This is a genomic window from Thermophilibacter provencensis (assembly GCF_900128445.1).
In the GTDB taxonomy this organism is placed as follows: Bacteria; Actinomycetota; Coriobacteriia; order Coriobacteriales; family Atopobiaceae; genus Thermophilibacter; species Thermophilibacter provencensis.
In genome coordinates this window covers 1661358-1684704 of record NZ_LT671417.1, presented here as the reverse complement: position 1 = coordinate 1684704, position 23347 = coordinate 1661358, and the positions used below count along the sequence as shown (strand labels likewise).

Sequence of the window (23347 nt, the reverse complement as noted above, 5' to 3'; positions counted from 1 at the left end):
TCGTGCTAGTTGGTGATGCCGGCGCCCTCGAAGTCGTCCTGCTCGGCATAGCCGAGCCGGACGAGGGCGTCGATCGCGGCGGCGCTCTCCGAGGACTTCTTGGAGGGCCCGGACCCGCGCCCGATCCTCCTGCCCCCCACCATGGCGACGGAGGTGAAGGTCGGGTCGTGAGCGGGGCCGTCCTCGGAGACGAGCTTGTACTCGGGCCCGCAGTGCATGTCGCGCTGCGCGACCTCCTGCAGGCGCGACTTGGGGCTGATGGGCTTCTTCGCGAGCGCCGGGGACACCTCGGGCCCGAGCGTCCGCATGACGAACCCGTGCGTGGTCTCGTAGCCGGCGTCCAGGTAGAGCGCGCCGACGATGGCCTCGTAGACGTTCTCGAGGGCGGAGTGCATGCCGCGGGCGCCGGTGCCCTTCTCGGACTCGCCCATGAGGATGAGCGGGGCGACGCCGATCTTCTCGGCGACGCTCGAGAGCATCCTGCCCGAGACGAGGCTGATCTTGGCCTGCGTGAGCTCGCCCTCGTCCATGTCGGGGAAGCGTCCGTAGAGGTCAGTGGCGACGATGGCCCCGAGGACGGAGTCCCCGAGGAACTCGAGGCGCTCGTAGGACGCGGCGTGCGACTTGCCCTCCGCGGCCGACGGGTGCGTGAGCGCGGCCACGATGAGGTCCTGGTTCTCGAAGTGGTGGCCGCAGACCTCCTCGGCCGCGACCACCCGCTGGTGCATCTTCAATGAACGAGCCCCCTACTTGGCGGCCTCGATGGCGGCGACGACCTGGCCGACCGTCACGATGCTGCCGACGGCGTCGTCCTGGAACGTCATGCCGAACTCGTCCTCGAGCGCGGTCACGAGCTCGAGCAGGTCGAACGAGTCGGCGCCGAGCTCCTTGAGGTTGGTGTCCTCGGTGAGCTGCACGCCCTCGCCGAGCTGCAGCGTGTCGTCGACGACCTCGATGACCTTTGCGAGCGTGGCCTCATGATCCATGGTGTCTCCTTCCGAAGGGGTCTCCCCCGTGATTCTACCCGTCCGGGGACGCGTCGGCGCGCCCGGCCCTAGCCCGCGATGTCGCAGGCGGCGGCGATCTTGTCGGTGAGCCCGGCCCGCACGGCCGCTGCCGCGGCGAGCGTGCCCTGGCAGACGGCGCGGGCGCTCGTGGCGCCGTGGCCCTTCACCACCGGGGCGCGCAGCCCCAGCAGGATGGCGCCGCCGTACTCGTCGCCGGACATCTCGGCGGCGAGCGACTTGAGCGACTTGGCGAGCAGCGCCATGCCGATCTTGTTGCCGAGCGAGGCGCCCATCGCCGCCTTCAGGCGCTTGATGACGAACTTGCCCGTGCCCTCGATGGACTTGAGGGCCACGTTGCCGGTGAAGCCGTCCGCAACGATGACGTCGAAGGTCCCGGCGAGCAGGTCGGTGCCCTCGGCGTTGCCCGCGAAGCCGCAGTCCCCGGCCTCGAGCGCGGCGTGGTACGCGAGCGCCATCTCGGAGCCCTTGGTGTCCTCGGAGCCGTTGCAGAGCAGGCCCACGCGCGGCTCGTCCACCCCGAGGATCGCGCGGCTGTAGGCGCGCCCCATGTGGGCGAACTGCACGAGCACCTCCGGCTTGACGTCCGCGTTGGCGCCCATGTCGAGAAACACGGTCGGCTTGCCCGAGATGCCCGGGAACGGCAGCGAGAGCGCGGGGCGCTTGATCCCCTTGATGCGGCCCACGCCGAAGGTCGCGGCCGTGAGCACGGCGCCGGTGGAGCCGGCCGAGAAGAGGCCGTCGGCCTCGCCCGCGCGCACCGCGGCGGCGGCGCGCACGATGCTCGCGTCCTTCTTCACGCGCACGGCGCTTGCGGGATGCTCGGACATGGCGATGACCTCGGTGGTGACGAGCGCGCGGGCGCGGTCGTGCGACGCCGCGAAGGGCTCCACGACGTCGGCCGCCCCGGCGACGAGCACCTCGAGCTCCGGGTCGGCGGCGAGCGCGGCCTCGACGCCCTCGAGAAGGACGGGCGGCTCCTTGTCCGCCCCCATGACGTCGACGCAGATGGTGGTCATGCTTCCTCCTTAGTGGGGCGGTCGCGCCCCGTCACATACCCCTTCATTATGCCGCAATCAGCAGGCGCGCGTTCTTCTCGCCGCGCGAGCCGCGCGACGGCCAGGAGCGTGCGCCCGGGCATGCCCGAGACACCGGCAGCCCGCTCTCGAGGAGGCGCCGGCCCGTCCGAGCATGCCCCCGCGCACGGAACCGCCGAGCATGCCCCGGCGCACGGTCCCGGCCCCGAATCCGTCACCTCCGTGCGAGGAGGCATGCTCGGCGGAGGCGCGAGCGGGGCGTGGGGCCGAGGCCGGCACGTGGCGCGCGGCGAGAGGAACCTGCCGCCGGGGCCCCTCGCCACACGAAACGGGGCCGTCCCTAGGCGGGACGGCCCCGAAGGCTCCGATGGATCGGCCTGGCGCGCCTACTCGGTGACGATGACCTCGCGGTCCTTGTAGTGACCGCAGTTGGGGCACACGTGGTGCGGGAGCTTGGGGGCGCCGCACTGGGGGCACACGGAACGGGCCGAGGCCTCGAGCTTGCTGTTGGCCGAACGACGGGTGTGGGTGGCGCCGCGGCCCTTCTTTTGCTTGGGTACTGCCATGTCAGACTCTCCTGTTCACAAACCTCTGCCCCTCCGCACGCACGGAGATGGCGTATCGCCAGTCATGCGAAGAGACACTATAGCACGACTGGGCGGGACAAAGAACACCCCATCAGCAATTCTTCACTCCGCGTCGGGCGCGGAGCCCGAGGGGCGCTCCCCGCCGAGGTCGAGGCCGGCGAGCGCCGCGAAGGGCGAGGACGCAATCCGGTCCGCCTCGCGCTGGGCCTCGATCTGCGCGGCGTGCCCGCAGTCCTCCTCATTGAGATTGGCGCCGCACACGGGGCAGAGCCCGGCGCAGTCCTCGCGGCAGAGCACCACGAAGGGCGTCTCCATCACGAGCGCGGAGACGAGCGCGCCCGAGAGGTCGATCGTGCGGTCGGCCGAGACGAGCTCGAAGTCCACCTCGTCCTCGTCGTCGGAGAGCTGCTCGGGCTCCTCGAAGAGGTAGTAGCCATCCACCTCGGCGTCGACGTCGAACTCGGCGTCCTCGAGGCAGCGGTCGCAGGTGCCCACCGCGTGGGCGCGCAGGATGCCCGTGGCGAGGATGCCCTCGCCGGAGTTGGTGAGCACGACGTCGTAGTCGATGCCGGAGGGAAGCGAGAACTCGTGGTCGCCGACGGCGTAGCCGGGCTCGTCGAGATGCCCCGCAAGCGACCAGGTGTCGCCCGCGGCCGCGAGGCGCTCGTCAATGGGAAGGATGATGGGGTCCATGGCTACCAGGGGACGTTGTTGGTGGTGTTGCGCGGGCCGGAGTTCTCGTCGAGCGTCTGGCGCACGCGCGTGACCGAGCTCGTGAGGCTCTTGAGGTTCTCCTCGAGGTGGGCGAGCACCGTGTCGGCGTACTCCTCGGCGTTGTAGCGGGTGTCGCGCTCGTACTGGGCCGCCTGGTCGCGGATGCCGTCGGCCTGCTGCTGGGCAAGGCGGACGATCTCCTGGTCGCCCGCGAGGATCATCGCCTGCTGCTGCGCGTCGGCGATAATGGAGCTCGCCTGCTGCTGGGCGCGGTCGATGGTCTCCTGCTCCTCCTTGAGGATACGGCGCGCGTCGGCGAACTCCTGGGGAAAGACGCGGCGAATCTCGTCCAGGATCTCGTAGATGTCCTGGGCGTCGACGATCTTCTTCTGCCCGCTGTCCATGATCGGGGACTTAGCCTCGGTCACGATCTGCTCGAGCTCGTCGACCAAGCTCTCGATCTCCTCACCTGGCTGCATCTATGGTTCCTTTCGCGTGATTCGTCGGGCGCCAAGCCCGATGGTCGAGCCCTATCTCACAGTATGGTAGCAGATTCGGGACGGGCGAAGGCAGCGGACGCCCTGCTCAACGAGAACGTCAGGGATCCGGTGGGCGGGCCCGTCAGGCGTAGTGGGCGCGCAGCCGCGCGTCCACGTTGGCGGGGACGAGGCTGCTCACGTCCGATCCCATCGACGCGATCTCGCGCACGATGGAGGACGAGACGTAGCCGTACTCGGGGCTCGACATGACGAAGACCGACTCGATGTCGGGAGAGAGGTGGAAGTTGAGGTCCGCCTGCTGCAGCTCGTACTCGAAGTCGGTCATGGCGCGCAGGCCCTTCACGACGCCGCCCGCGCCGAGCTCCTTGCAGAAGTCGACGAGAAGCCCGGTGAAGGGCATGACCTCGATGTCGGCGGGCATGCCCTCGAGCGAGATGGCCTCGCGGATCATGTCGGCGCGCTCCTCGAGGGTGAAGGCGGTGCCCCGCCCGTGCTTGTTCACGGAGGCGGCCACGGCCACCGTCACCCGGGGGAAGAGCCTCCGGGCGCGGCGGATGACGTCGACGTGCCCGAGCGTCACCGGGTCGAAGGTGCCCGGGACGACGACGTGGGTGATGGTCTCAGAGCTCATGCTCACTCCCCTTCCGGCCCCGCGGCGGGGGCGTGCGCGCCCCCGGACGGGGTGTCATAGGTCATAAGGTCCACCGTGGAGACGCCGTGCGTCTTCGAGCGGACGAGGTCGAGGCCCGCGCACGAGAGCCCGGGCGTGCGCGCCGCGTGCTCGTACACCACCACGGCGCCCGGGGCGAGCTGGCCCGTCCCGGCTAGCCCGGAGACGAGCCCGCTCACGGCGTCGGCCCCCATGGCGTAGGGCGGGTCGAGGAAGACGACGTCGAAGGGCGCGCCCGGAAGCCCCCGGCCCGCGAGCGCGCAGACGTCGCCCGCGAGCGAGAAGAACTCGCCGGGGCGCGCCCCGAGCGAGGCCGCGGTGCGTCGGACGAGCGCCACGGCCCTGCGGTCCCGGTCCACGAAGGTCGCCCGCGCGGCGCCGCGCGAGAGCAGCTCGAACCCCATGGCGCCCGACCCCGCGAAGGCGTCGAGCACCGCGCGGCCCGAGAGGTCGAGCCCCATGGCGGAGAGGACCATCGACGCCACGCGCTCGCGCGTGCGGTCCGTCGTCGGCCGCGTGACGTCGCGCCCCCGAGGCGCCTCGATGGCGCGCCCGCGCCACTTTCCCCCAACGATCCTCATGCTCGGTCAAGCTCCTCGAAGTAGGCGCCGAAGCGGTCGCGCACCTCGAGCGCCATCGCCCGATGGGCGGGCGCGCGCAGGCGTGCGTCCTCGTCGGCGATTGCCCGGGCGTCGGCGTGCGCGGCCTCGACGAGGTCGCGGTCCGCCTCGAGGTCGGAGATCCTGAGCGTCACGCCGCCGTGCTGGCGATAGCCGAGCACCTCGCCCTCGTGGCGCAGGCGCAGGTCGAGCTCCGCCAGCTCGAAGCCGTCCGACGTCCGCTCGAGCGCGGAGAGGCGCCTCCTCACGGTGGAGCCGCGCTTCGCGGCGCTCGAGAGGAAGACGGTTCCCGCGACGTCGCCGCGGCCCACGCGGCCGCGCAGCTGGTGCAGGGTCGCGAGGCCGAAGCGGTCCGCGTCGAGCACCACCATGACGGTGGCGTTGGGCACGTCGACGCCCACCTCGACGACCGTCGTTGAGACGAGCACCTGCGTCTTCCCGGAGCGGAAGCGCTCCATCGCGCGGTCCTTCTCGCCCGCCGCCATGCGGCCCGTGAGAAGGTCGCACGAGAGCTCCGGCAGGACGTGCGAGCGCAGGTCGGCGAGGGTGGAGGTGGCCGAGCGCAGGCGCGGCGCCGCCGAGGTGAGGCCCTCCGGCACGTCGTCGAGCTCGGCCCCGTCGTCCGCGTCGTCGACGAGCGGGCAGATCACGTAGGCCTGGCGCCCCGCGGCCGCCGCCTCGCGGATGGCCCCCCAGGCGAGGTCGAGGCTGTCGGGCGTCACGAGCCGGGTCTCGACGCCGGCGCCGGGGCGCGGGCGGCGCCTGATCTCCGAGAGCTCGACGTCCCCGTAGAGCGAGAGCGCGAGCGTGCGCGGGATGGGCGTGGCCGTCATGGCGAGCAGGTCCGCGCCCGCCCCCTTGCGCCGGAGCGCCGCGCGCTGGTCGACGCCGAAGCGGTGCTGCTCGTCGATCACCGCGAGCGAGAGCGCGGCGAACTCGATGCCCTCGGAGAGGAGCGCCGTCGTCCCAAAGAGCACCGTGAGCTCCCCGCGGGCCGCGGCCATCTCGGCGATGGCGCGCTCGTCGGCGGGCGTGGAGCCGGTCACGAGGGCCCAGCTCACGCGCGCCTCGTCAAGGACGGGGCCGAGCTTCTCGGCGTACTGCCGGGCGAGGACGGAGGTGGGCGCCATGACGGCCGCCTGCGTCCCGGTGTCTGCCACGGCGGCGAGCGCCACGGCGGCGACGGCGGTCTTGCCGGTGCCGACGTCTCCCAGAAGCAGCCTGTTCATCACGCGCGGCGCGGCCATGTCGGCCAGGATCTGGTCGGCGGCGGCACGCTGCTCGTCGGTGAGCGAGAAGGGCAGCGCGGCGAGAAGGGCGTCCATGTGCGGCCCCGCGGTCACGTGCGAGACCGGCTCCACGCCGGCGAGCTCCATGCTCTGGCGGCAGAGCAGCGCGAGCTGCAGGCAGAGGAGCTCGTCGTAGGCAAGGCGCCGCCGGGCGCGCCCCGCCGCCGCGACGGACGTGGGGAAGTGCACCTCGCGAAGCGCGCGGGCGAGCGTCATGAGCCCGCGCCGGGCGACGAGGCCCGCCGGGAGCCAGTCGCAGACGTCGCCCACGTCGGCGAGGGCCGCGGCCACGATGCGGCGCATCCACGAGGCGGTGACGCCCTCCCCCACCGGGTGGACCGGCAGCACGCGGGCGTAGCCGCCCGCCCCGGCGGCGGGGCCCAGGACCTCGTGGAACGGGGCCTTCATGCGCTTGAAGCCGTAGGAGAACTCCACCTTGCCGGAGAGGGCGACGCGGTCGCCCACGTGCACCTGCTCGGCGATCCAGGGCTGGCGGAAGAAGGTGGCCACGAGCACGCCCGTCTCGTCGATCACCGAGAGCTCGACGATCTGCATGCGGGGGCGCGGCCGCTTGAGCTCGACGCGGTCGACCGTGGCGACGATCGTGGCGTCCGTCCCCACGTCCGCGCGGGCGATCTCGGTCACGCGCGTGAAGTCGAGGTAGCGGTGCGGCACGTGCAGCATGAGGTCGCGCACGCGGGCGATCCCCAGGCGGCGCAGCGCCTCCTCGCGCGCGCCCGAGACGTAGCGCAGGCGCGACACAGAGTCAGAGAGGGCGCAGGTTCTCTGCACCCTCTCCGCAGCTGACGGTATGGACGGTCGCGCCGCCAAGGGACCTACTCTATGGAGAAGATCACCGGGTAGAGGGGCTGCTCACCGCGGTGCGGGTCGACCTCGAGGTCGGGCTGCGCCTCCTCGATGGCAGCGACGAGCGCCTCGAAGGCCTCGTCGTCCATGTCCTGGCCGGCGAGGATGGTGAGCGAGTCGCCCTCCTCCTCGTCCTGCATCTTGGCGATGAGGTCGAGCGTGACCTGCTTCACGGAGGAGCCCACGACGTCGATGGAGTCGTCCTGGATGCCCATGACGTCGCCCGCGTGGATGGGGCTGCCGTCGGCGGCCTGGGAGTCGCGCACGGCGGTGGTGACCTCTCCGCCGCGCACGTCGGCGATGGCCTCGGTCATCGCCTCGACGTTGTCCTCGAGCGTGCCCTCCGGGTCCACGACGAACATCGCCGAGAAGCCCTGGAGCACGGTCTTGGTGGGGACCACGGCGACCTTGGAGCCCTCGCAGGCCGAGGCCGCGGCCTCGGCGGCCATGCGGATGTTGCCGTTGCCCGGCAGGACGATGACGTTGTCCGCGTTGGCCTCCTCGATGGCGGCGAGGATGTCGGCCGTCGACGGGTTCATCGTCTGGCCGCCGGAGACCACCACGTCGACGCCGAGCGAGCGCAGGATCTCCTCCTCGCCCGAGCCGGCGGCCACGGCCACGAAGCCGAGGGCCTTGCGCGGGCCCGCGTCCCTCTCGGCCTCGCCGGCCTGGTCGGCCGCGATCTTGGCGGTGCGGTCGTGGGACTCCATGTCCATGTTGTGGATGAAGACCTCATAGACCTGGCCGAACTGAAGCATGTACTCGAGCACGCGGTTGGGCTCGTTGGAGTGCACGTGGACCTTGAAGTCGGGGTAGGCGCCCACGATGAGCTCGCAGTCTCCGAGCGTGGCGAGGTAGGCCAGGGACGCGTCGACGTCGAAGTCCTTCTCGGCCTTGAAGAGGAACTCGTTGCAGTAGCGGAACTCCGAGCCCTCCCAGTCGTCGTTGAGTTCGATCTGCACCTTGGCGGAGACGTCGGCCTTGGCGTCGACGGTGGTCTTGAAGTCGGTGAGCTCGCCGGCCTTGCCGGTCGCGGCGTTCACGAAGGCCTCGAGGAACGTGGCGAAGCCGAAGGCGCCCGAGTCCACGACGCCGTTCTCCTTGAGGACGGGCAGGAGCTCCGGCGTGCGCGCCACGGACTCGTAGGCCTCGACGACGAGGGCGTCGAGCATCTCGTGGCAGGTGAGGTCGCGGCGCTTCTCCAGCTGGTCGGCCTTGGCCGAGACGTCGCGCAGGACGGTGAGGATGGTGCCCTCGACCGGCTTGCGGACGGCCTTGAAGGCCACGCGGACGCCGCGGCGCCAGGCGTGCGCGATGTCGGCGGGCGTGGGGTGCTCCTGGTTCTTGGCGTCGCAGAGGCCCTCGGCGATGCCGCGCAGGATCTGGCTCGTGATGACGCCCGAGTTGCCGCGCGCGCCCATGAGCGAGCCGTGCGTGATGGCCTTGGCGATGTCGTCGATCGAGGCGCCCGCGGGAAGGGCCTCGACCTCCTTGACCACGGTGTTGAGCGTGAGGGACATGTTCGTGCCGGTGTCGCCGTCGGGGACCGGGAACACGTTGAGCTTGTTGATCTCCTCCGCGCGGTCCGCCACGACCTTGGCGGCGACGGGGAAGCAGGTGCGGATGACGGTCGAAATCATCTTGGGGTACCTCGGTTCTTCTCGACGGGGGCGCCTAGCGCGCGTTGCGCAGTCCCACGATGTGCACCTTCACGTCAACGTTCTCGAGCTCGGCGATCTGCTTGAGCAGGAACTTGACCGAGCTCGTGAGGTTGCCCACGACGGAGGACATGTTGACGCCCTGCTCCACGATCACGTGGAGGTCAACGGCGACGCGGCCGCCCACGGAGGCGACGTCGATGCCCTTCCTCAGGCGGAAGGACGGCAGCAGGCGCGCGACGCCGGCCTGCTCGTCAATCTCGGCCATGCCGACGACGCCGTAGCACTCGAGCGCGGCGTAGCCGGCGAGGTCGGCGATGCAGTCGTTTGACACCCTCAGCGTTCCCGGAACGACACCAGACATGCGGTCTCCTCTCGCTGGCAGGAAGTGCTCCTTATCGGAATCCACCTGATTATAGCGCGGGCGAGAAGAACGCGGCGGCGGGGCGGGCCCGCATGCCCGGAATCCGTCGCGCCTCCCCCGCGCGGGCGATGAGCGGGGCCGGGGCGGCGATCTCCCCTCCGGATATGTCGCGTCTCCCCCGCACGGCAGCTGTGCGGGGCCAAGGCGACAGATTCGTGCGAGGAAGCGTCGCCAAGCCCCCGCAGACCAGTCGTGCGGGGGCTTGGCGACGCCTTACGAGCGATGCGTCGAGCGGGGTCGGGCGGCTACAGCCGGCGGAGCTCCTCGACGAGGGCCGTCTTGCCGTCCGTCCGCTCGTCGCGCATCTTGATGACGCGCGCCGGCACGCCGGCCACGACGGCGCCGGAGGGGACGTCCTCCACGCAGACGGCGCCGGCCGCCACGACGGCGCCCGCACCCACGCGCACGCCCTCGAGGACCACCGCGTTTGCGCCGATCATGACGCCGTCCTCCACGACGACGGGCGTGGCGCTCGCGGGCTCCACCACGCCGGCGAGCACGGTCCCGGCGCCCACGTGGCAGCGCGCGCCCACGATGGCGCGGCCGCCGAGCACGGCGCCCATGTCGATCATGGTGCCCTCGCCGACGACGGCGCCGATGTTGATGACGGCGCCCATCATGATGACGGCGCCGTCGCCGATCTCCACGCGGTCGCGGATGATGGCGCCCGGCTCGATGCGCGCGTTCACGCCCTTGAGGTCGAGAAGCGGCACCGCGGAGTTGCGCCGGTCCGCCTCCACCACGAGGTCGTCTATCTTGTCGGCCTGCGCCGCGAGCGCGGGGCCGAGCTCAGACCAGTCGCCAAAGACGACGGCATCGCCGGCGCCGAAGGCGTGCTCGGCGGCCGAGAGGTCGAGCCGCGCGCCCTCCCTCGCGCGCACGTAGGCCTTGACCGGGGTCTTCTTGGGGGCGTTTGCGATGAAGTCGATGATCTCCTGCGCGTCCATGGCGCGCCTCCTTCCGGGCGGCGTTCCCGCCTCGTTGCCTGATTGTCTCATGGTAGCGGCCCGCGGCTCTTCTCGCCCTGAGCGCGGCTGGGCCTGGCGGCTGCGGCGGTACGGCGGCCGCGGTGGGGTGTCCGCCATAGCGGCGGGTACTCACTTCCGAGTCTGAGCACGGCGCGGCACTCAGTTCCGCATCTGCGTGCAGCGCCGTGCTCAGTTCCGCATCTGCGTACGGCGCCGTGCTCAGTTCCGGATGTGCGTACGGCACCATGCTCAGTTCCGGATGTGCGTACGGCCCCGGCGCGAGATGGTACTCAGATGCGCATCTGCGTACCGGACAGGCCCCCGCTCGGTACTCAGTTCCGGATGTGTGTACGGTGCCGTACTCAGTTCCGCAACTGCGCGCCGCACCGTGCGCAGATGCGGAACTGAGTACCGCCCGGCCTACCCGGGTCGCCCAGACGACCCGGGCCGCTCAACCCGCCCGGCGAGAAGAACCGCGTCACGCGAACATCAGCGCGTCGAAGTCATAGAACCCCGCGGGGCGCTCGAGCAGGCGGGCGGCGGCCGCGACGGCTCCGGTGACGAAGATCTGCCGGCTCGTGGCGCGGTGCGTGAGGCAGACCTCCTCGTCGGGACCGAAGAAGTGCACCTCGTGCGTGCCGGCGACGGTGCCGCCGCGGATGGCGTGCATGCCGACCTCGCCGGGGACGCGCGCGCCCACCTGGCCGGCGCGCCCGTTCACCACGCGGCGCTCCCCCTCCGGGTCGATGGCCGCGAGCAGCGCCTTCGCCGTGCCGGAGGGCGCGTCCACCTTCTGGTTGTGGTGGGTCTCCACGATCTCGACGTCCCAGCCCGCGAGCGTCTGCGCCACCATCGCCGTCGCCCGGCGCAGGGCGGCGACGCCGAGCGAGTAGTTGGACGCCCAGATCACGCGGTTCGTCTCGCCGAGCGCGCGAAGCTCGCCCAGCTGCCCCTCAGAGAGGCCCGTGGTGCCGGAGACCACCGCCGCGCCCGTGCGGCGCGCGTAGGCCAGCGTGTGCGGCAGCGACGCGGGCGCGGAGAAGTCCACGGCCACGTCCGCCGCGGGCGCGGAGTCGTCCAGCTCGTCGATGTTGTCCACGTCATAGGAGCCGAGAAGCCCGAAGCCGCGGGCGAGGAGCTCCTCGCGCACGAGGCGGCCCATGCGGCCCGCGCCGCCGATGACGATCGCGCTAGCCAAGGAGACCGACCCCCCTCATCGCGGCGACGAGGCGCTCGCGGCCGGCGTCGGAGATCGTCCAGAGCGGCTGGCGGTAGTGCTCGCCGATCATGCCCATCTCGGCCAGGGCGCACTTGACCGGGATCGGGTTGACCTCGCAGAAGAGGGCGTGGATGAGCTCGAGGTTCTCCAGCTGCGCGCGGCGGGCGGCCTCGACGTCTCCGGCGAGGAAGTCCGCGCACATCCGGTGCACCGTGGCGGGCGCGACGTCGGCCCACACGGAGATGACGCCCTTGGCGCCGAGGCTCATGAGCGGGACCACGATGTCGTCGTTGCCGGAGAACATGCAGAAGTCGTCGGAGAGGTACTGGGCGGCCATGGTCGCGTAGCCGATGGAGCCCGAGGCCTCCTTGATGCCCCATGCGTTGGGGTGCCGCGCCAGGCGGGCGAGGTTCTTCTCGCTGATGGAGCAGCCGGTGCGGCCGGGGATGTTGTAGAGGATGCACGGCACGTCCACCTTGTCGAGGACGGCGGTGAAGTGGCGGTAGATGCCCTCCTCGTTGGACTTGTTGTAGTACGGCGTGATGAGGAGCAGCCCGTCCACGCCGATCCTGACGAGGCCGGCGGCCTTGCGCTCGGACTCGAAGGTCGCGTTGGAGCCCGCGCCGCCAATCACGGGGATGCGGCCGCCAACGCGCTCCACCACGCAGCGCGCGACCTCGAGGTCCTCCTCGTCGGTCATCGTGGAGGACTCGCCGGTGGTGCCGAGCACGAGAATGCCGTCCGTGCCGTTTGCCAGGTGAAAGTCCACGAGGCGCTCGAGCGCGGGGTAGTCGACGGAGCCGTCCTCGGCGAACGGCGTCACCAGCGCGACGATCGATCCGGTCAGGTTGGTCATGTCCATGGCGATTCCTTTCTCCCGTACGCGAGGCGTGCAAAGGGGACGGTCAGGGTGGCGAAGTAGTCGGAGGGCGTCTCGGCGCGGCGGATGAGCTCGGTGGAGCCATCCTCACGCAGCAGCACCTCCGCGGACCGAAGCCGGCCGTTGTAGTTGTAGCCCATCGAGTGGCCGTGGGCCCCGGTGTCGTGGATGACGAGCAGGTCGCCGCGGTCGACCTCAGGAAGCCCCCGGTCCACGGCGAACTTGTCGTTGTTCTCGCAGAGGCTGCCCGTGACGTCGTAGGTGCGCGCGGCGGGCCACGAGGACTTGTCCGGGCCGCCGGCCTGCCCCATCACGGTGATATGGTGGTAGGCACCGTACATGGCCGGGCGGATGAGGTCCACGGCGCTGGCGTCCACGCCGAGGTAGTCCTTGTAGATGTTCTTCTCGTGGATGGCGCGCGTGACCAGACAGCCGTACGGGCCCATCATGAAGCGGCCCATCTCGGCGCAGATGGCCACGTCGCCCATGCCGGCGGGCACGAGGACCTCCTCGAAGGCGCGCCGCACGCCCTCGCCGATGGCGCGGATGTCGCAGGGCTCCTCGTCCGGGCGGTACGGGATGCCCACGCCGCCCGAGAGGTTGACAAAGCCCACGTGCGCCCCGGTCTCCTCATGCAGGCGCACCGCGAGCCCAAAGAGGATGCGCGCGAGCGCGGGGTAGTAGTCGTTGCCGTGCGTGTTGCTGGCGAGAAACGCGTGCAGCCCCAGCATGGAGCAGCCGCGCTCGACGAGCATGCGGTACGCCTCGAAGAGCTGCCCCTCGGTCATGCCGTACTTGGATTCGCCCGGGTTGTCCATGATGCCGTTGGCCAGGCGGAAGAGCCCGCCGGGGTTGAAGCGGCAGCTCGCGACCGGGCCCACCGGCCCCGCCTCCTCCTCGAAGAACGGGATGTGCGAGATGTCATCGAAGTTCACGATGGCGCCGAGCTCGCGCGCGAGGCGGAAGTCCTCGGCCGGCGTGTCGTTGGACGAGAACATGATCTTCTCGCCCGGCACGCCGAGAGCGCGTGCAATGAGGAGCTCCGTGTAGCTTGAGCAGTCGCAGCCGCAGCCGTACTCCAGCAAGATCTGGATGAGCGCGGGGTTGGGGTTGGCCTTGACGGCGAAGTACTCCCTGAAGCCGGGGTTCCACGAGAAGGCGTCGAGCACCGCCTCCGCGTTGCGGCGGATGCCGGCCTCGTCGTACAGGTGAAAGGGGGTGGGATACCGCTCGGCGATGTCGACGAGCTGGTCCTTGGTCACAAAAGGCTGCTTCATGCAAGCTCCCTTGATAGCGCTCCTGCAGGTTTCATGCAGACAGTCCTGCGGGTCTTTCCCGCAGGCCCACCCCACGCCCGCGCCCGAGCGCCGAGTTCGGCGGGCTCGCCTCCCCGCGGGGTCGTGACGCCTGCCGGCTGCCCCGCGGATCTTCTCGCCCGCGCCTCTATCGAGTGAGGTCACTCTAGCACGAGCCCGCCCGCGCGCGGCCGGAAACGCGCGGCTGATATACTCTCGTAACGATTGGAGGACCCATGCCTGACGAGAAGAGCGCGGAGCTCGCCGCCCTCACGCGCTGGCGCCGCGACCTGCACCGCATTCCCGAGCTCGACTTCGAGCTGCCCGAGACCACGTCCTACGTGCGGGGCGTGCTCGACGCCCTGTCCTGCGAGGTGTGGGAACCGTGCCGCGGCGCGCTCTGCGCGTACTTCGACCTCGGCCGGCCCGAGACGGTCGCCCTGCGCGCGGACATGGACGCCCTTCCCGTGGCCGAGGCGACGGGCGCCCCGTACGCGAGCGAGCGCCCCGGGCGCATGCACGCCTGCGGGCACGACGGGCACATGGCGATGGCGCTTGGAGCCGCGGCGTGGGTCGACCGCGTGATGGCGGGCCGCGAGCCGGGCTCGCGCGCCGAGGACCTGCCGAGAAACGTGCTCCTCGTGTTCCAGCCCGCCGAGGAGACCACGGGCGGCGCGCGGGTCGTCTGCGAGAGCGGCGTCTTCGGGCGCATGGGCGTCACGCGGATCTTCGGATTCCACCTCTGGCCCGACCTGCCCGCGGGCGCGCTGGCCTCCCGCCCGGGGCCGCTCCTCGCGCGCTCGAGCGAGGCCACGGTGAGCTTCCACGGGCGCTCGAGCCACATCGCGCGCTGGCAGGAGGGCGCGGACGCACTCGCCGCGGCGGCGCGCTTCGTTCCGTCGGCCGAGGCCATGTGCGGGCGGCTCTCGCGCGAGTGGGGCGAGCCGTGCCTGCTGCGCTTCGGCCGGCTCGAGGCGGGGACGGTGAGAAACGCGATCGCCGGCGAGGCGCGGGCCGAGGGGAGCCTGCGCGTGTTCTCGGACGAGATGTTCGACCGCGCGCGGGGGGCGCTGCGCACGCTCGCCGAGGGGGCGGCCAGGACCGAGGGCTGCGCGGTCGACGTGACGTTTTCCGAGGGGTACCCGCCCGTGGACAACGACGCCGCGCTCTTCTCCCTGGTGGAGCGGGCGCTGCCGGGGATGGGGCGCATCGAGGAGCCGCTGCTCATCGCCGAGGACTTCGCCTTCTACCAGCGATGCCTACCCGGCGTGTTCCTCCTGCTGGGCACGGGCACGGGAGTCGCGCTCCACTCCGACGGGTTCGACTTCGACGAGCGGGTGCTGCTCGCGGGGGTGGAGGCGTACCGGCGGCTGCTGCAGATGGCGTAGCGCGGGCGTCAGAGGGCGGCAGGCGTCGGCGCTGGCGGGCGGCGGCGCGCCCGCTGCGGAAGGCGGGGCTATGGCAGCGGCGCGGCCGGGCGCGTTGCGGGGATGGGGCCTGCGGCGGGAACGGCGCTGCCACAGGCCCCCCTTCCGCAACGGCGTCGAGAAAAACCGCAGGTGGCGAGAAGTGCGGGCTGCCACAACCCCCATCCGCGCAACGCCCCGGCGCCCGGGGCTGCCACGAGCCTGGATCCCGCAACGGGGCCGGGGCCGCCGCGGGCGCCCCCACGAACGCAAAAAGGGAGGTCGCCGAGGCGACCTCCCATAGCGTTGCTCGATGTGGCAGCGGACTAGCTGCGGGCGATCTTGCCGGACTTGAGGCAACGGGAGCAGACGTTGGCCTTGCGACGGTGGCCGTCCACGACGACGGTGACGCGCTGGATGTTCGGCTTGAACGTGCGGTTCACCACACGGTGGGAGTGGCTGATGGAATGACCGGCAACGGCGTGCTTGCCGCAGAACTCACAGACCTTGGACATGCTCGTACCTCCTCGGGGGCGCGGCGCTCTCTCGCGCCCGCATCTTTCATAGCCGTACGAATATAGCACATGCGGTGGCGGCTGCAACAAGAAACCCCAACTTATTGTGGCTTTTTTGTTGCGCCCAGCAGGAACGCCGCGACGGCGCCCTCGCGGCAGACGACCTCGGCGTCCGGGCTGGTGACCACGTTTGAGATCCCGAGGTCGTCGAGGAGGCCCATCGGCCTGTCCTCGAGCTCCCAGCGCATGCCGCGCTCGTCGATGCGCGTCCCCGGCGCCACGGCGACGGCGGAGAAGGTGCGCCCGGCAGCGTCCGGGCCGAGCCGCCACGCGCGCTCCCCCTCCCCGGAGAGGATGCGCATCTCGTAGCCGTCCTCGACGATGCGCGCGGAGGCCGCCCCAGAGCCGGCGAGCTGGCCCACCACCGCGAGCGCGTGGTCAGGGCGACCGCCGGAGGCGCAGGTGACGGTGAGGGCGAGCGGGGCCTCGCGGCGGGACGCCTCGTGCCGCGCGCAGTCAAGGGCGAGGGCGAGGTCGGTCGCGTACTTCTCGGAGGGAAACGTCACGCGCGTGCGCGCCGCTGAGGCGGCCCAGGACGCGGCGGCGCCGCTCGCGGAGTCTCCGTCGCCGCAGAAGACGTCGGGGACGACGCCCGCCGCGCGGCAGACGTCCGCGCCGCCGTCCGCGCAGACGACGTAGCCGGATTCCCCGGCGAGCAGGGAGACGAGGGCGGGCGAGCTCGGCTCCGGAGAGCCCGCGACCACGAGCGCGCGGAGCGGCTCCCCCGCGGCGCGGGCGGGCCGCTCGTAGTCGCGCAGGAGGGCGAGCGAGAGCTCGGCGTAGCCGTGGACGAACACGTCGCACCACGGCCTGACGTCCTCCTCGCGCCGGCCGTCGTGGTCGTTCATGAGGCCGACGACCGGAAAGCCCGCGCGACGGGCGGTCCGCACCCCGAAGGGTGCGTCCTCGAAGACCCAGGTGGACGCGCGCGGCGTGCCCAGGCGGCGAAGCGCCTCGAGATAGACGTCGGGGAACTCCTTGTCGCGCCCGCCCACGTCCTCCGTGCTCACCACGTCCTTGAAGTAGCCGTCGATCCCATGGGCCGCGAGCGCGCAGCGCAGCTCCCGGACCGGGGTCGAGGAGGCGAGTATCATCGGCACGCCCGCCGCGGCGAGCTCGTCGAGGAACCCCCGGGCGCCCGGCATGAGCGGGACCTCGTGCTCGTAGGCGTCGCGCACGTGGGCGCAGACCTCCTCGTAGAGGTCGTCGGCGGACGCCTCCATCCCGAGCTCGTCGTGGAAGAACGCGCAGGCGTCACGCAGGGCGAGCGACTCCACCTGCTCCATGGGCACGCCCTCGACTCCGTGACGCTCGCACAGCCACTCGTACGCGTGAGACCACATGCCCATCGAGTCGACGAGCGTCCCGTCACAGTCAAAGATCGCGCCCGTGATTTCCATCGCTCCCCCATCGCCTCCCGCCAGGTCATCAAGCGCACATGATAGCAGCTGGGCGCGCCGTGGCCGCCCTCGACCGAGGGCCAAGCCCTGCAATCAGGCGGATAGTGCGAAGAAATCCGCTCCCTCCCTGCAATCAGGCGGATAGTGCGAAGCGATTTCCCTATCTGGCGAAATAGCGAGAAAGTTGCCAACAGGCAATTTGTCGTCCGGAAGGGGGGCGTTGGCGTCCAAATCCGCTTCGCAGGCCCAAAAACGCTTCCCACTATCCGCCTGATTGCAGGGAGGGACAGCGATTCTTCGCACTATCCGCCTGATTGCAGGGCGCGGCGCCCGACGGCGGGCCCCGATTGCGCGGAGCGCGTGTACGGCCAAAACGTCGGGCATGCGGGCTGCGAGTTTGGGTAAAGTATCATGCGTTTGGACATTTGGAGCTTCATGGAGGAAACCATGGCACGCTATGACTATCACTGCCCTGAGTGCGGCGCGACGTTCGAGGTAGAGCACCCGATGAGCGCTCACCCCAAGGTCAGCTGCCCCAGCTGCGGCCACGAGGCCGAGCGCGTCTTCGACCCCTCCGGCATCGTCTTCAAGGGGTCGGGCTTCTACAACACCGACCAGCGCAACAAGGGCGGCGCCCCCAAGAGCGAGAAGTGCGAGAGCTGCGGGGCCTGCGACTAGCCCCCGCGACACCAAGCGGCCCAACGCATGCGGCGCGCTCGACGAGATTGACCTCAATCTCGTCGAGCGCGCTTTTTGTTATCCGGGTTGGACGGGGAGCCAGGTCTGGCACGTTTCCCGGCACTCCAGCACGCGGGGCGAGAAGAACGACGCACCCGTCAGGAGAGTGCAGCCCCGGGCATCTCGCAGCGACCGCCCGCCGGCCGAGGCGTGCCGCGCACCGACAAATCCGCCTTCCCCCATCGCCCGCCATCGTCCCTGGCCTGCAGCGTCAGCGACGCGTCAGACAACCGAGAGCCAACTTGGCAGCGCGCTCGATAGTCTGGGGTGAGGGCACAGTTGCGCTAGATTTAGCGTCACGCTAAACTCAGGAGGCAGGATGAGGCAGGAGCGACATCAACCCACATATGACCTGGATGAGGCGAAGGGGCTCGCGGAGCAGCGTAGGGTACAGATCAGCGGACGCATCAGGCACTTCATCGAAAACAGGTACGACGTCCTCGACAAGCGGGGGTTCATAGTCGGGCTTCTTGACGCTATTGAGCCCCGTAACTTTTCGAAAAGCGTCGAGCTTGCGGTCGTGCCCGGACTATGGGCCGATGTGTACAGAGAAGTGCGCCATGCAGATGAGCTTTGGTACGTCAAATTCGTCATTGAGCGTGACGAGCGTGTGGTTGTAAACGTTCTTTCTGCCAACTGGGAAGGCTACATCCATTGAGAGGAGCCGTCGTGTTCTGTCCTGAATGCGGAGCCGAGCTGCGCGAGACGTGCGAGACAATGCGCGAGGCCTATCGAGGCGAGGAGTTCTTCATCGAGGGCATTCGCCACAACCAGTGCGATAGCTGCGGCGAGTACATGATTGACATCAACGACGAGGTCGAGCTCACGCGGCGCATCCACGAGGAGTACGCCCGGCGCCACGACCTGCTCTCGCCCGCGGAGATCCGGTCCATCCGCACGTCGCTCGGCGTGAGCCAGAAGCAGTTCGAGGTCATGCTCGGCGTGTCCTCCCCCACCGTGAGCCGCTGGGAGACGGGCTACATGCAGCAGACCCTCATGGCCGACAACCTCATGCGCCTCGTCGGCCAGGTGCCCGGCGCCGCGACACTTCTCATGCGCCGCGCCAGCGTCACCCCCAGAAAGACCCCCGTCATCGACTTTCCTCCCGGCCCGGGCGCGAGCCCGGCCCGGGAGGCGTAGCGCCGGGCGCCACGGCCGCGCCTCCGCCCGGAGGGCGGGGCGCGTCCGCTACGCGAACTGACTGCGGTACAGCTCCGCGTACGACCCGCCCGCGGCGAGAAGCTTCGCGTGCGTGCCCTGCTCGATAATCGTGCCCTTCTCCATCACGAGGATGAGGTCGGCGTCCACGATCGTCGAGAGCCGGTGCGCGATCACGAAGCTCGTGCGGTTCTCCATGATGGCCTCCATCGCACGTACGATGGCCTGCTCGGTGCGGGTGTCCACGCTCGAGGTCGCCTCGTCGAGGATGAGGATGGCGGGGTCCGTGAGCATGGCGCGCGCGATGGTGAGCAGCTGACGCTGGCCCTGGGAGATGTTCTCCGCATCGTTGGAGAGCATCGTGTCGTAGCCGTGCGGGAGCGTGCGCACGAAGAAGTCCACGTGCGCGGCGCGGGCGGCCGCCTCGACCTCCTCGCGGGTCGCCCCGGGCTTGCCGTAGGCGATGTTCTCCGCGATGGTGCCCTCGAAGAGCCATGCGTCCTGGAGCACCATGCCAAACTGGCGCCGCAGCCCCGCGCGCGTGAGGTCGCGGGTGTCCACGCCGTCGAGCGTGATGCGGCCGCCATCCACCTCGTAGAAGCGCATGAGCAGGTTGATGAGGGTCGTCTTGCCCGCGCCCGTGGCGCCGACGATGGCCACCTTCTGCCCGGGCTCGGCCACGAGCGAGACGTCGCGCATGAGCGGGCGGTCCGGCGCGTAGCCAAAGCGGACGTGCTCGAAGGCAACGCGGCCCTCGACGGCTTCGGGAAGCTCGGCCGGGCTGGCCGGGTCGGGAACGACCTCGTCCTCGTCTAGGAACGCGAAAACGCGCTCCGCGGCGGCGAGGGCGCCCTGGAGCATGTTCACCGTGAGGGCGAGCTGCGTGAACGGCTCGGACGCCTGCATGACGTACTGGAAGAACGCCTGGAAGACGCCCACGGAGATCTGCCCCATGACGAGCATGCCGCCGGCGAGAAGGCCGATGGTCACCTGGCAGAGGCGCATGAGCAGTCGGATGGCGGGCGCGATGGCGTTGGTCACGAAGTCCGCCGTGGCCGACGTCTCGGCGAGACGCTCGGCGGCCTCGGCCACCTCCGCGAGGCTCGCGTCCTCGCGGCCGAACGCCTTGATGACGGCCCGCCCGGAGTAGGCCTCCTCCACGCGCCCGGTGAGGTCCCCGAGGGCGGCCTGGCGGGCGGCGGCGACCTTGAGGGTGCGCGCGGTCACGAGCTTGGTCGCCACGCTCGCGACGAGCCCGAAGACCACGAACACGCCCGTGAGCACGAGGTCGTAGGTAGCCATGAGGATGACGGCGCCGCCGACCATGCACACGGCGATGAGCAGCTGGAGGAGCCCTCGCTGCAGCACCTCGGAGACCTTGTCGAGGTCGTTGGTGGCGCGGCTGATGGTGTCCCCGGGCTGGTGCGCGTCATAGTACGCGAGCGGAAGGCGCGAGAGCTTCTCGCCGATCCGGCGGCGCAGGCCGAGGTTCAGCCGCTCCGCGAAGCTCGCCATGACGAGCACCTGCACCGTATATGCCCCCCAGGCGGCCGTCCAGATGCCGAGGAACGTGAGGATCTGCAGCCCGCCGTTCTCGAGCGTCACCACGAAGGGGGCCCCTGTCTCGAAGGTGGCCTGGATGTTGTTCCAGAGCAGGTCGATGAGTCCGGCGCTGTAGGCGGTGGCGCCAAGCGACCCGGCCACGTAGAGGACCGAGCACACGGCCGCCACGACGAGACGCCAGCGCTGGCCGCGGGCGGCCTCCCACAGGCGACGGGCGGTCCCGAGGGCATCCTCGGGCACCTCGAGCTCGTCGTCGGAGGCGTCCGGCGCCGCGGGGCGCTCGGAGGGTGCCTCCCCCCTCCCGAGCTCGGCAAGCTCGTCGAGCTCGACGTTCTTCTCGCTGCTAGGCATGGGCGTCCTCCCCCCTGGACTGGGACTCTGCGATGGCGCGGTACGTGGGGCAGCCGGCCATGAGCTCGTCGTGGGTTCCCAGGCCCACGACCTCGCCGTCCTTGAGGACGACGATCTGGTCGGCGTCGTGGATGGTGCTCACGCGCTGGGCGATGATGAGCGTCGCCGCGCCTGCGAGCTCGCCCGCGAGCGCGTGGCGCAGCGCGGCGTCGGTCTTGTAGTCGAGCGCGGAGAACGAGTCGTCGAAGACGTAAAGGTCCGCATCGCGCACGAGCGCGCGGGCGATGGCGAGGCGCTGCCGCTGCCCGCCGGAGAAGTTGGTGCCGCCCTGCGCCACGCGCGTCGCGAGGCCGTCCGGCAGCTCGCGGACGAAGCCCGCCTGCGCGACGTCGAGCGCGTGCCAGAGCCGCTCGTTGCTCGCGGAGGCGTCACCGTGGCGCAGGTTCTCTGCCACCGTGCCCGAGAAGAGCCACGCCTTCTGCGGCACGTAGGCGATGCGCCGGCGGAGCTCGTCCTGTGAGAGGCGGCGGACGTCGGCACCCTCGAAGGCGAGGCTGCCGCCCGTGACGTCGTTGAAGCGCAGCAGGAGCTTGGCCACCGTGGACTTGCCCGAGCCCGTGTTGCCGATGATGGCAGTGGTCTGGCCGCGGCGCAGGGCGAACGAGATGTCGTGCAGGGTGTCCTCGTCGGCGTCGGAGAAGCGCAGGCTCGCGTGGTCGAAGCGCGCCACCTCGTCCCCGGGCACGCCCTCCCCCGCCGCGGCCGCAAGCCGCGCCGGGGCGTCGTCGTCCTCGATCTCGGGCTCGCGGGAGAGCACCTCGGCGGCGCGCGTGAGGCACGCCAGGGCACGCGGCACCTGGAGGATGGCGAACTGCGCCATCATGAGGAACAGCATGATGAGCATCGCGTACTCCACGAGCGCGCTGATCGACCCGATCTGCATGGCGTGGGCGCCCACGCGGTCCGCGCCGACCCACATGATCGCCGCCTCGACAGCGTTCATGAGGAAGAACGTGATGGAGTCCGTGAGCGCGAAGACGAAGTTCACGCGGATGGCGTTGGTGGCGAAGTCCTCGAACGTCTCGCCGAGGCGGCCGCGCTCGCGGGCCTCCTTGCCGAAGGCGCGGATCACGCGCACGCCGGTGATGGACTCGCGCAGGCGGGTGTTCATGTTGTCGATGAAGCCCTGGAGGCGCGTGAAGATGGGCGCGGACTTGGCCACGGCGAGCGCGCAGATACCGATGACCACGAGCGTCACGGCCAGGAGCACCCAGCCCATGACCACGTCCGTGGAGAACGCGAGCGCCACAGCGATCACGCACGCGAGCGGAACTGGGAAAATCATGAGGATGGACATGAGCAGCGTCTGCTGCACCACGTTGGCATCCGAGAGCGTGCGCGTGATCATGGAGCCGGTGCCGAAGGCGTTGAAGTCCGACCCCGAGAACGCGAGCGACGCGTCATAGACCCGCGTCCGCAGGTCGCGCCCCACCTTGGCGCACAGGCGCGAGGCGAGAAAGACCGTCGTGAGATATCCCCCCGACCCCACGAGGGCGGCGATGAGCATGGCCACGCCGTGCCCCATGAGGGCCGACATGTCGCGCGTGTTGACGGCGACGTTCACCATGGCGGAGAGCTGCGTCGGGATGAACAGCATGCCCGTCATGTCACAGATCGCCGCCACGCAGATGGCTGCAAGAAGCCCCTTGTACGGCGAGACGAGGCTCAGCAGAAGCCGTGCGGAGGTGCGCTTGCTGTAGTCCCGCCCCTTCTGTCTCTTGCTCACTCGGTTGCTCCCCTCTCCCTCAGCCTGGTGAGCTCGTCGTCTATGGCGCGCGCGTAGGCGTCGGCCAGGCGCAGGAACTCGGCGCGCTCCTCGGGAAGGAGCGTGCCGAACGCGCGGTCCTCGGCCTCGATGGCGGGCACGATGCGCTCGTCGGCGAAGGAGCGGCCCTCCGACGTGAGCCTCACCTCCTTGGCGCGGCGATCGCCCTCCGCGCAGGCGAGCTCGACGAGGCCGCGCGCCTCAAGCGTCTTGAGCGCGGAGTTGACCGTCTGCCGCGAGTACGAGAACTCCTCTGCGATGCGCGCCTGCGTGGCCGCCCCGCCCGAGACCTCGACCGCGTAGAGGATCCAGTACGCGGTCTCGGAGAGCCCGCACCCGCGTGCGAGCTCGTAGTAGATCTTGTCGGTCTTCTGGTAGAGGACGTCGAGCTCTCGTACGCTCGTGACCTCGGGCTTGTTTGTCTCCATGGCCCCGCTCCGTCGTGCTTCCCAACGTGCGGAAGGCAAGACTAGTCCGATTTCGGACGGTTGTCAAGGGAGTCTGTCCTGGTGACCAACGCGCACTCGCACACGCCTCCCGACCGCCCGGCCGGGCAAGCGCCGAGAAGGACGTGCGCG

The 23347-nt window shown here is 70.3% G+C and carries 24 protein-coding genes and 1 riboswitch; of the genes, 4 read left to right on the top strand and 20 right to left on the bottom strand.

Features of this window, described 5'->3' with window-relative positions; translation table 11 throughout:
* Positions 1 to 5 precede the first annotated feature (5 nt).
* The 15 genes from rnc to BQ7391_RS07475 form a co-directional block, all read right to left on the bottom strand.
* Complete coding sequence (gene rnc, locus BQ7391_RS07545) at positions 6 to 734, bottom strand: ribonuclease III (RefSeq protein WP_075280044.1); 729 nt, start codon at positions 732 to 734, stop codon at positions 6 to 8.
* Positions 735 to 746: 12 nt separating this feature from the next.
* Positions 747 to 986: an acyl carrier protein gene (locus BQ7391_RS07540; protein WP_075280043.1), complete on the bottom strand. Its 240-nt coding sequence runs from the start codon at positions 984 to 986 to the stop codon at positions 747 to 749.
* Positions 987 to 1054: 68 nt separating this feature from the next.
* Entirely contained in the window at positions 1055 to 2044 is a 990-nt protein-coding gene (gene plsX, locus BQ7391_RS07535) for a phosphate acyltransferase PlsX (RefSeq protein WP_075280042.1), read from the bottom strand.
* A gap of 404 nt (positions 2045 to 2448) precedes the next feature.
* Positions 2449 to 2628 (bottom strand): 50S ribosomal protein L32, encoded by a 180-nt coding sequence (gene rpmF / locus BQ7391_RS07530; RefSeq protein WP_075280041.1) that lies wholly within the window; start codon positions 2626 to 2628, stop codon positions 2449 to 2451.
* A gap of 123 nt (positions 2629 to 2751) precedes the next feature.
* Positions 2752 to 3342, bottom strand: coding sequence for a YceD family protein (locus tag BQ7391_RS07525; protein ID WP_075280040.1), 591 nt, complete (start codon positions 3340 to 3342; stop codon positions 2752 to 2754).
* A gap of 2 nt (positions 3343 to 3344) precedes the next feature.
* Positions 3345 to 3842, bottom strand: coding sequence for an ATP synthase subunit B family protein (locus BQ7391_RS07520; protein WP_075280039.1), 498 nt, complete (start codon positions 3840 to 3842; stop codon positions 3345 to 3347).
* A gap of 142 nt (positions 3843 to 3984) precedes the next feature.
* Positions 3985 to 4494: a pantetheine-phosphate adenylyltransferase gene (gene coaD / locus BQ7391_RS07515; RefSeq protein ID WP_075280038.1), complete on the bottom strand. Its 510-nt coding sequence runs from the start codon at positions 4492 to 4494 to the stop codon at positions 3985 to 3987.
* Between the two features lie 2 nt (positions 4495 to 4496).
* A complete protein-coding gene (locus BQ7391_RS07510; RefSeq protein WP_075280037.1) occupies positions 4497 to 5114 on the bottom strand; it encodes an RsmD family RNA methyltransferase in 618 nt (205 codons plus the stop codon).
* Entirely contained in the window at positions 5111 to 7273 is a 2163-nt protein-coding gene (locus tag BQ7391_RS07505; RefSeq protein WP_075280036.1) for an ATP-dependent DNA helicase RecG, read from the bottom strand. Before BQ7391_RS07505 ends, BQ7391_RS07510 begins: the two co-directional genes overlap by 4 nt.
* Before the next feature lie 5 nt (positions 7274 to 7278).
* Positions 7279 to 8949: a DAK2 domain-containing protein gene (locus BQ7391_RS07500; RefSeq protein WP_075280035.1), complete on the bottom strand. Its 1671-nt coding sequence runs from the start codon at positions 8947 to 8949 to the stop codon at positions 7279 to 7281.
* Positions 8950 to 8983: 34 nt separating this feature from the next.
* Complete coding sequence (locus BQ7391_RS07495) at positions 8984 to 9331, bottom strand: Asp23/Gls24 family envelope stress response protein (protein ID WP_075280034.1); 348 nt, start codon at positions 9329 to 9331, stop codon at positions 8984 to 8986.
* Positions 9332 to 9636: 305 nt separating this feature from the next.
* Positions 9637 to 10338, bottom strand: coding sequence for a 2,3,4,5-tetrahydropyridine-2,6-dicarboxylate N-acetyltransferase (gene dapD, locus BQ7391_RS07490; RefSeq protein WP_075280033.1), 702 nt, complete (start codon positions 10336 to 10338; stop codon positions 9637 to 9639).
* A 499-nt stretch (positions 10339 to 10837) separates the two neighbouring features.
* Complete coding sequence (gene dapB, locus BQ7391_RS07485; protein ID WP_075280032.1) at positions 10838 to 11557, bottom strand: 4-hydroxy-tetrahydrodipicolinate reductase; 720 nt, start codon at positions 11555 to 11557, stop codon at positions 10838 to 10840.
* Entirely contained in the window at positions 11550 to 12440 is an 891-nt protein-coding gene (gene dapA / locus BQ7391_RS07480) for a 4-hydroxy-tetrahydrodipicolinate synthase (RefSeq protein WP_075280031.1), read from the bottom strand. Before dapA ends, dapB begins: the two co-directional genes overlap by 8 nt.
* Complete coding sequence (locus BQ7391_RS07475; RefSeq protein WP_075280030.1) at positions 12431 to 13735, bottom strand: diaminopimelate decarboxylase family protein; 1305 nt, start codon at positions 13733 to 13735, stop codon at positions 12431 to 12433. The genes dapA and BQ7391_RS07475 overlap by 10 nt, the downstream gene beginning before the upstream one ends.
* A 6-nt stretch (positions 13736 to 13741) precedes the next feature.
* A riboswitch (Lysine riboswitch) is annotated at positions 13742 to 13912 on the bottom strand.
* 77 nt (positions 13913 to 13989) lie between these two features.
* Here BQ7391_RS07475 and BQ7391_RS07470 point away from each other — a divergent pair.
* Positions 13990 to 15141: an amidohydrolase gene (locus BQ7391_RS07470; RefSeq protein WP_075280029.1), complete on the top strand. Its 1152-nt coding sequence runs from the start codon at positions 13990 to 13992 to the stop codon at positions 15139 to 15141.
* A 344-nt stretch (positions 15142 to 15485) separates the two neighbouring features.
* Here the strand turns inward: BQ7391_RS07470 and rpmB are convergent, their stop codons facing one another.
* Both rpmB and BQ7391_RS07460 read right to left on the bottom strand, forming a co-directional pair.
* The gene (gene rpmB / locus BQ7391_RS07465) at positions 15486 to 15674 is read right to left on the bottom strand and encodes a 50S ribosomal protein L28 (protein ID WP_072371255.1); all 189 of its coding nucleotides are present in this window, start codon (positions 15672 to 15674) and stop codon (positions 15486 to 15488) included.
* A gap of 101 nt (positions 15675 to 15775) precedes the next feature.
* A complete protein-coding gene (locus BQ7391_RS07460; protein WP_075280028.1) occupies positions 15776 to 17134 on the bottom strand; it encodes a thiamine diphosphokinase in 1359 nt (452 codons plus the stop codon).
* Between the two features lie 447 nt (positions 17135 to 17581).
* Between BQ7391_RS07460 and BQ7391_RS07455 the strand changes: the two genes are divergently transcribed.
* From BQ7391_RS07455 to BQ7391_RS07445, 3 genes are all read left to right on the top strand, one after another.
* The gene (locus BQ7391_RS07455) at positions 17582 to 17812 is read left to right on the top strand and encodes an FmdB family zinc ribbon protein (protein WP_075280027.1); all 231 of its coding nucleotides are present in this window, start codon (positions 17582 to 17584) and stop codon (positions 17810 to 17812) included.
* A 379-nt stretch (positions 17813 to 18191) separates the two neighbouring features.
* Complete coding sequence (locus tag BQ7391_RS07450; protein ID WP_075280026.1) at positions 18192 to 18530, top strand: type II toxin-antitoxin system MqsR family toxin; 339 nt, start codon at positions 18192 to 18194, stop codon at positions 18528 to 18530.
* Between the two features lie 11 nt (positions 18531 to 18541).
* A complete protein-coding gene (locus BQ7391_RS07445; protein ID WP_075280025.1) occupies positions 18542 to 19012 on the top strand; it encodes a type II TA system antitoxin MqsA family protein in 471 nt (156 codons plus the stop codon).
* A gap of 48 nt (positions 19013 to 19060) precedes the next feature.
* Here the strand turns inward: BQ7391_RS07445 and BQ7391_RS07440 are convergent, their stop codons facing one another.
* The 3 genes from BQ7391_RS07440 to BQ7391_RS07430 are packed head-to-tail and all read right to left on the bottom strand — an operon-like array spanning position 19061 to position 23197.
* Positions 19061 to 20944, bottom strand: a complete 1884-nt coding sequence (locus BQ7391_RS07440; protein WP_083662156.1) for an ABC transporter ATP-binding protein — start codon at positions 20942 to 20944, stop codon at positions 19061 to 19063.
* Entirely contained in the window at positions 20937 to 22730 is a 1794-nt protein-coding gene (locus BQ7391_RS07435) for an ABC transporter ATP-binding protein (protein ID WP_075280024.1), read from the bottom strand. Before BQ7391_RS07435 ends, BQ7391_RS07440 begins: the two co-directional genes overlap by 8 nt.
* The gene (locus BQ7391_RS07430) at positions 22727 to 23197 is read right to left on the bottom strand and encodes a MarR family winged helix-turn-helix transcriptional regulator (protein ID WP_075280023.1); all 471 of its coding nucleotides are present in this window, start codon (positions 23195 to 23197) and stop codon (positions 22727 to 22729) included. Before BQ7391_RS07430 ends, BQ7391_RS07435 begins: the two co-directional genes overlap by 4 nt.
* Between the last annotated feature and the right edge of the window lie 150 nt (positions 23198 to 23347).

Bases quoted from the DNA above. Each gene is read 5' to 3' on its own strand.
- BQ7391_RS07540 (WP_075280043.1), bottom strand. From the start codon at position 986: ATGGATCATGAGGCCACGCTCGCAAAGGTCATCGAGGTCGTCGACGAC.
- plsX (WP_075280042.1), bottom strand. From the start codon at position 2,044: ATGACCACCATCTGCGTCGACGTCATGGGGGCGGACAAGGAGCCGCCC.
- rpmF (WP_075280041.1), bottom strand. From the start codon at position 2,628: ATGGCAGTACCCAAGCAAAAGAAGGGCCGCGGCGCCACCCACACCCGT.
- BQ7391_RS07525 (WP_075280040.1), bottom strand. From the start codon at position 3,342: ATGGACCCCATCATCCTTCCCATTGACGAGCGCCTCGCGGCCGCGGGC.
- BQ7391_RS07520 (WP_075280039.1), bottom strand. From the start codon at position 3,842: ATGCAGCCAGGTGAGGAGATCGAGAGCTTGGTCGACGAGCTCGAGCAG.
- coaD (WP_075280038.1), bottom strand. From the start codon at position 4,494: ATGAGCTCTGAGACCATCACCCACGTCGTCGTCCCGGGCACCTTCGAC.
- BQ7391_RS07510 (WP_075280037.1), bottom strand. From the start codon at position 5,114: ATGAGGATCGTTGGGGGAAAGTGGCGCGGGCGCGCCATCGAGGCGCCT.
- BQ7391_RS07500 (WP_075280035.1), bottom strand. From the start codon at position 8,949: ATGATTTCGACCGTCATCCGCACCTGCTTCCCCGTCGCCGCCAAGGTC.
- BQ7391_RS07495 (WP_075280034.1), bottom strand. From the start codon at position 9,331: ATGTCTGGTGTCGTTCCGGGAACGCTGAGGGTGTCAAACGACTGCATC.
- dapD (WP_075280033.1), bottom strand. From the start codon at position 10,338: ATGGACGCGCAGGAGATCATCGACTTCATCGCAAACGCCCCCAAGAAG.
- dapA (WP_075280031.1), bottom strand. From the start codon at position 12,440: ATGGACATGACCAACCTGACCGGATCGATCGTCGCGCTGGTGACGCCG.
- BQ7391_RS07475 (WP_075280030.1), bottom strand. From the start codon at position 13,735: ATGAAGCAGCCTTTTGTGACCAAGGACCAGCTCGTCGACATCGCCGAG.
- BQ7391_RS07470 (WP_075280029.1), top strand. From the start codon at position 13,990: ATGCCTGACGAGAAGAGCGCGGAGCTCGCCGCCCTCACGCGCTGGCGC.
- rpmB (WP_072371255.1), bottom strand. From the start codon at position 15,674: ATGTCCAAGGTCTGTGAGTTCTGCGGCAAGCACGCCGTTGCCGGTCAT.
- BQ7391_RS07460 (WP_075280028.1), bottom strand. From the start codon at position 17,134: ATGGAAATCACGGGCGCGATCTTTGACTGTGACGGGACGCTCGTCGAC.
- BQ7391_RS07455 (WP_075280027.1), top strand. From the start codon at position 17,582: ATGGCACGCTATGACTATCACTGCCCTGAGTGCGGCGCGACGTTCGAG.
- BQ7391_RS07450 (WP_075280026.1), top strand. From the start codon at position 18,192: ATGAGGCAGGAGCGACATCAACCCACATATGACCTGGATGAGGCGAAG.
- BQ7391_RS07440 (WP_083662156.1), bottom strand. From the start codon at position 20,944: ATGCCTAGCAGCGAGAAGAACGTCGAGCTCGACGAGCTTGCCGAGCTC.
- BQ7391_RS07430 (WP_075280023.1), bottom strand. From the start codon at position 23,197: ATGGAGACAAACAAGCCCGAGGTCACGAGCGTACGAGAGCTCGACGTC.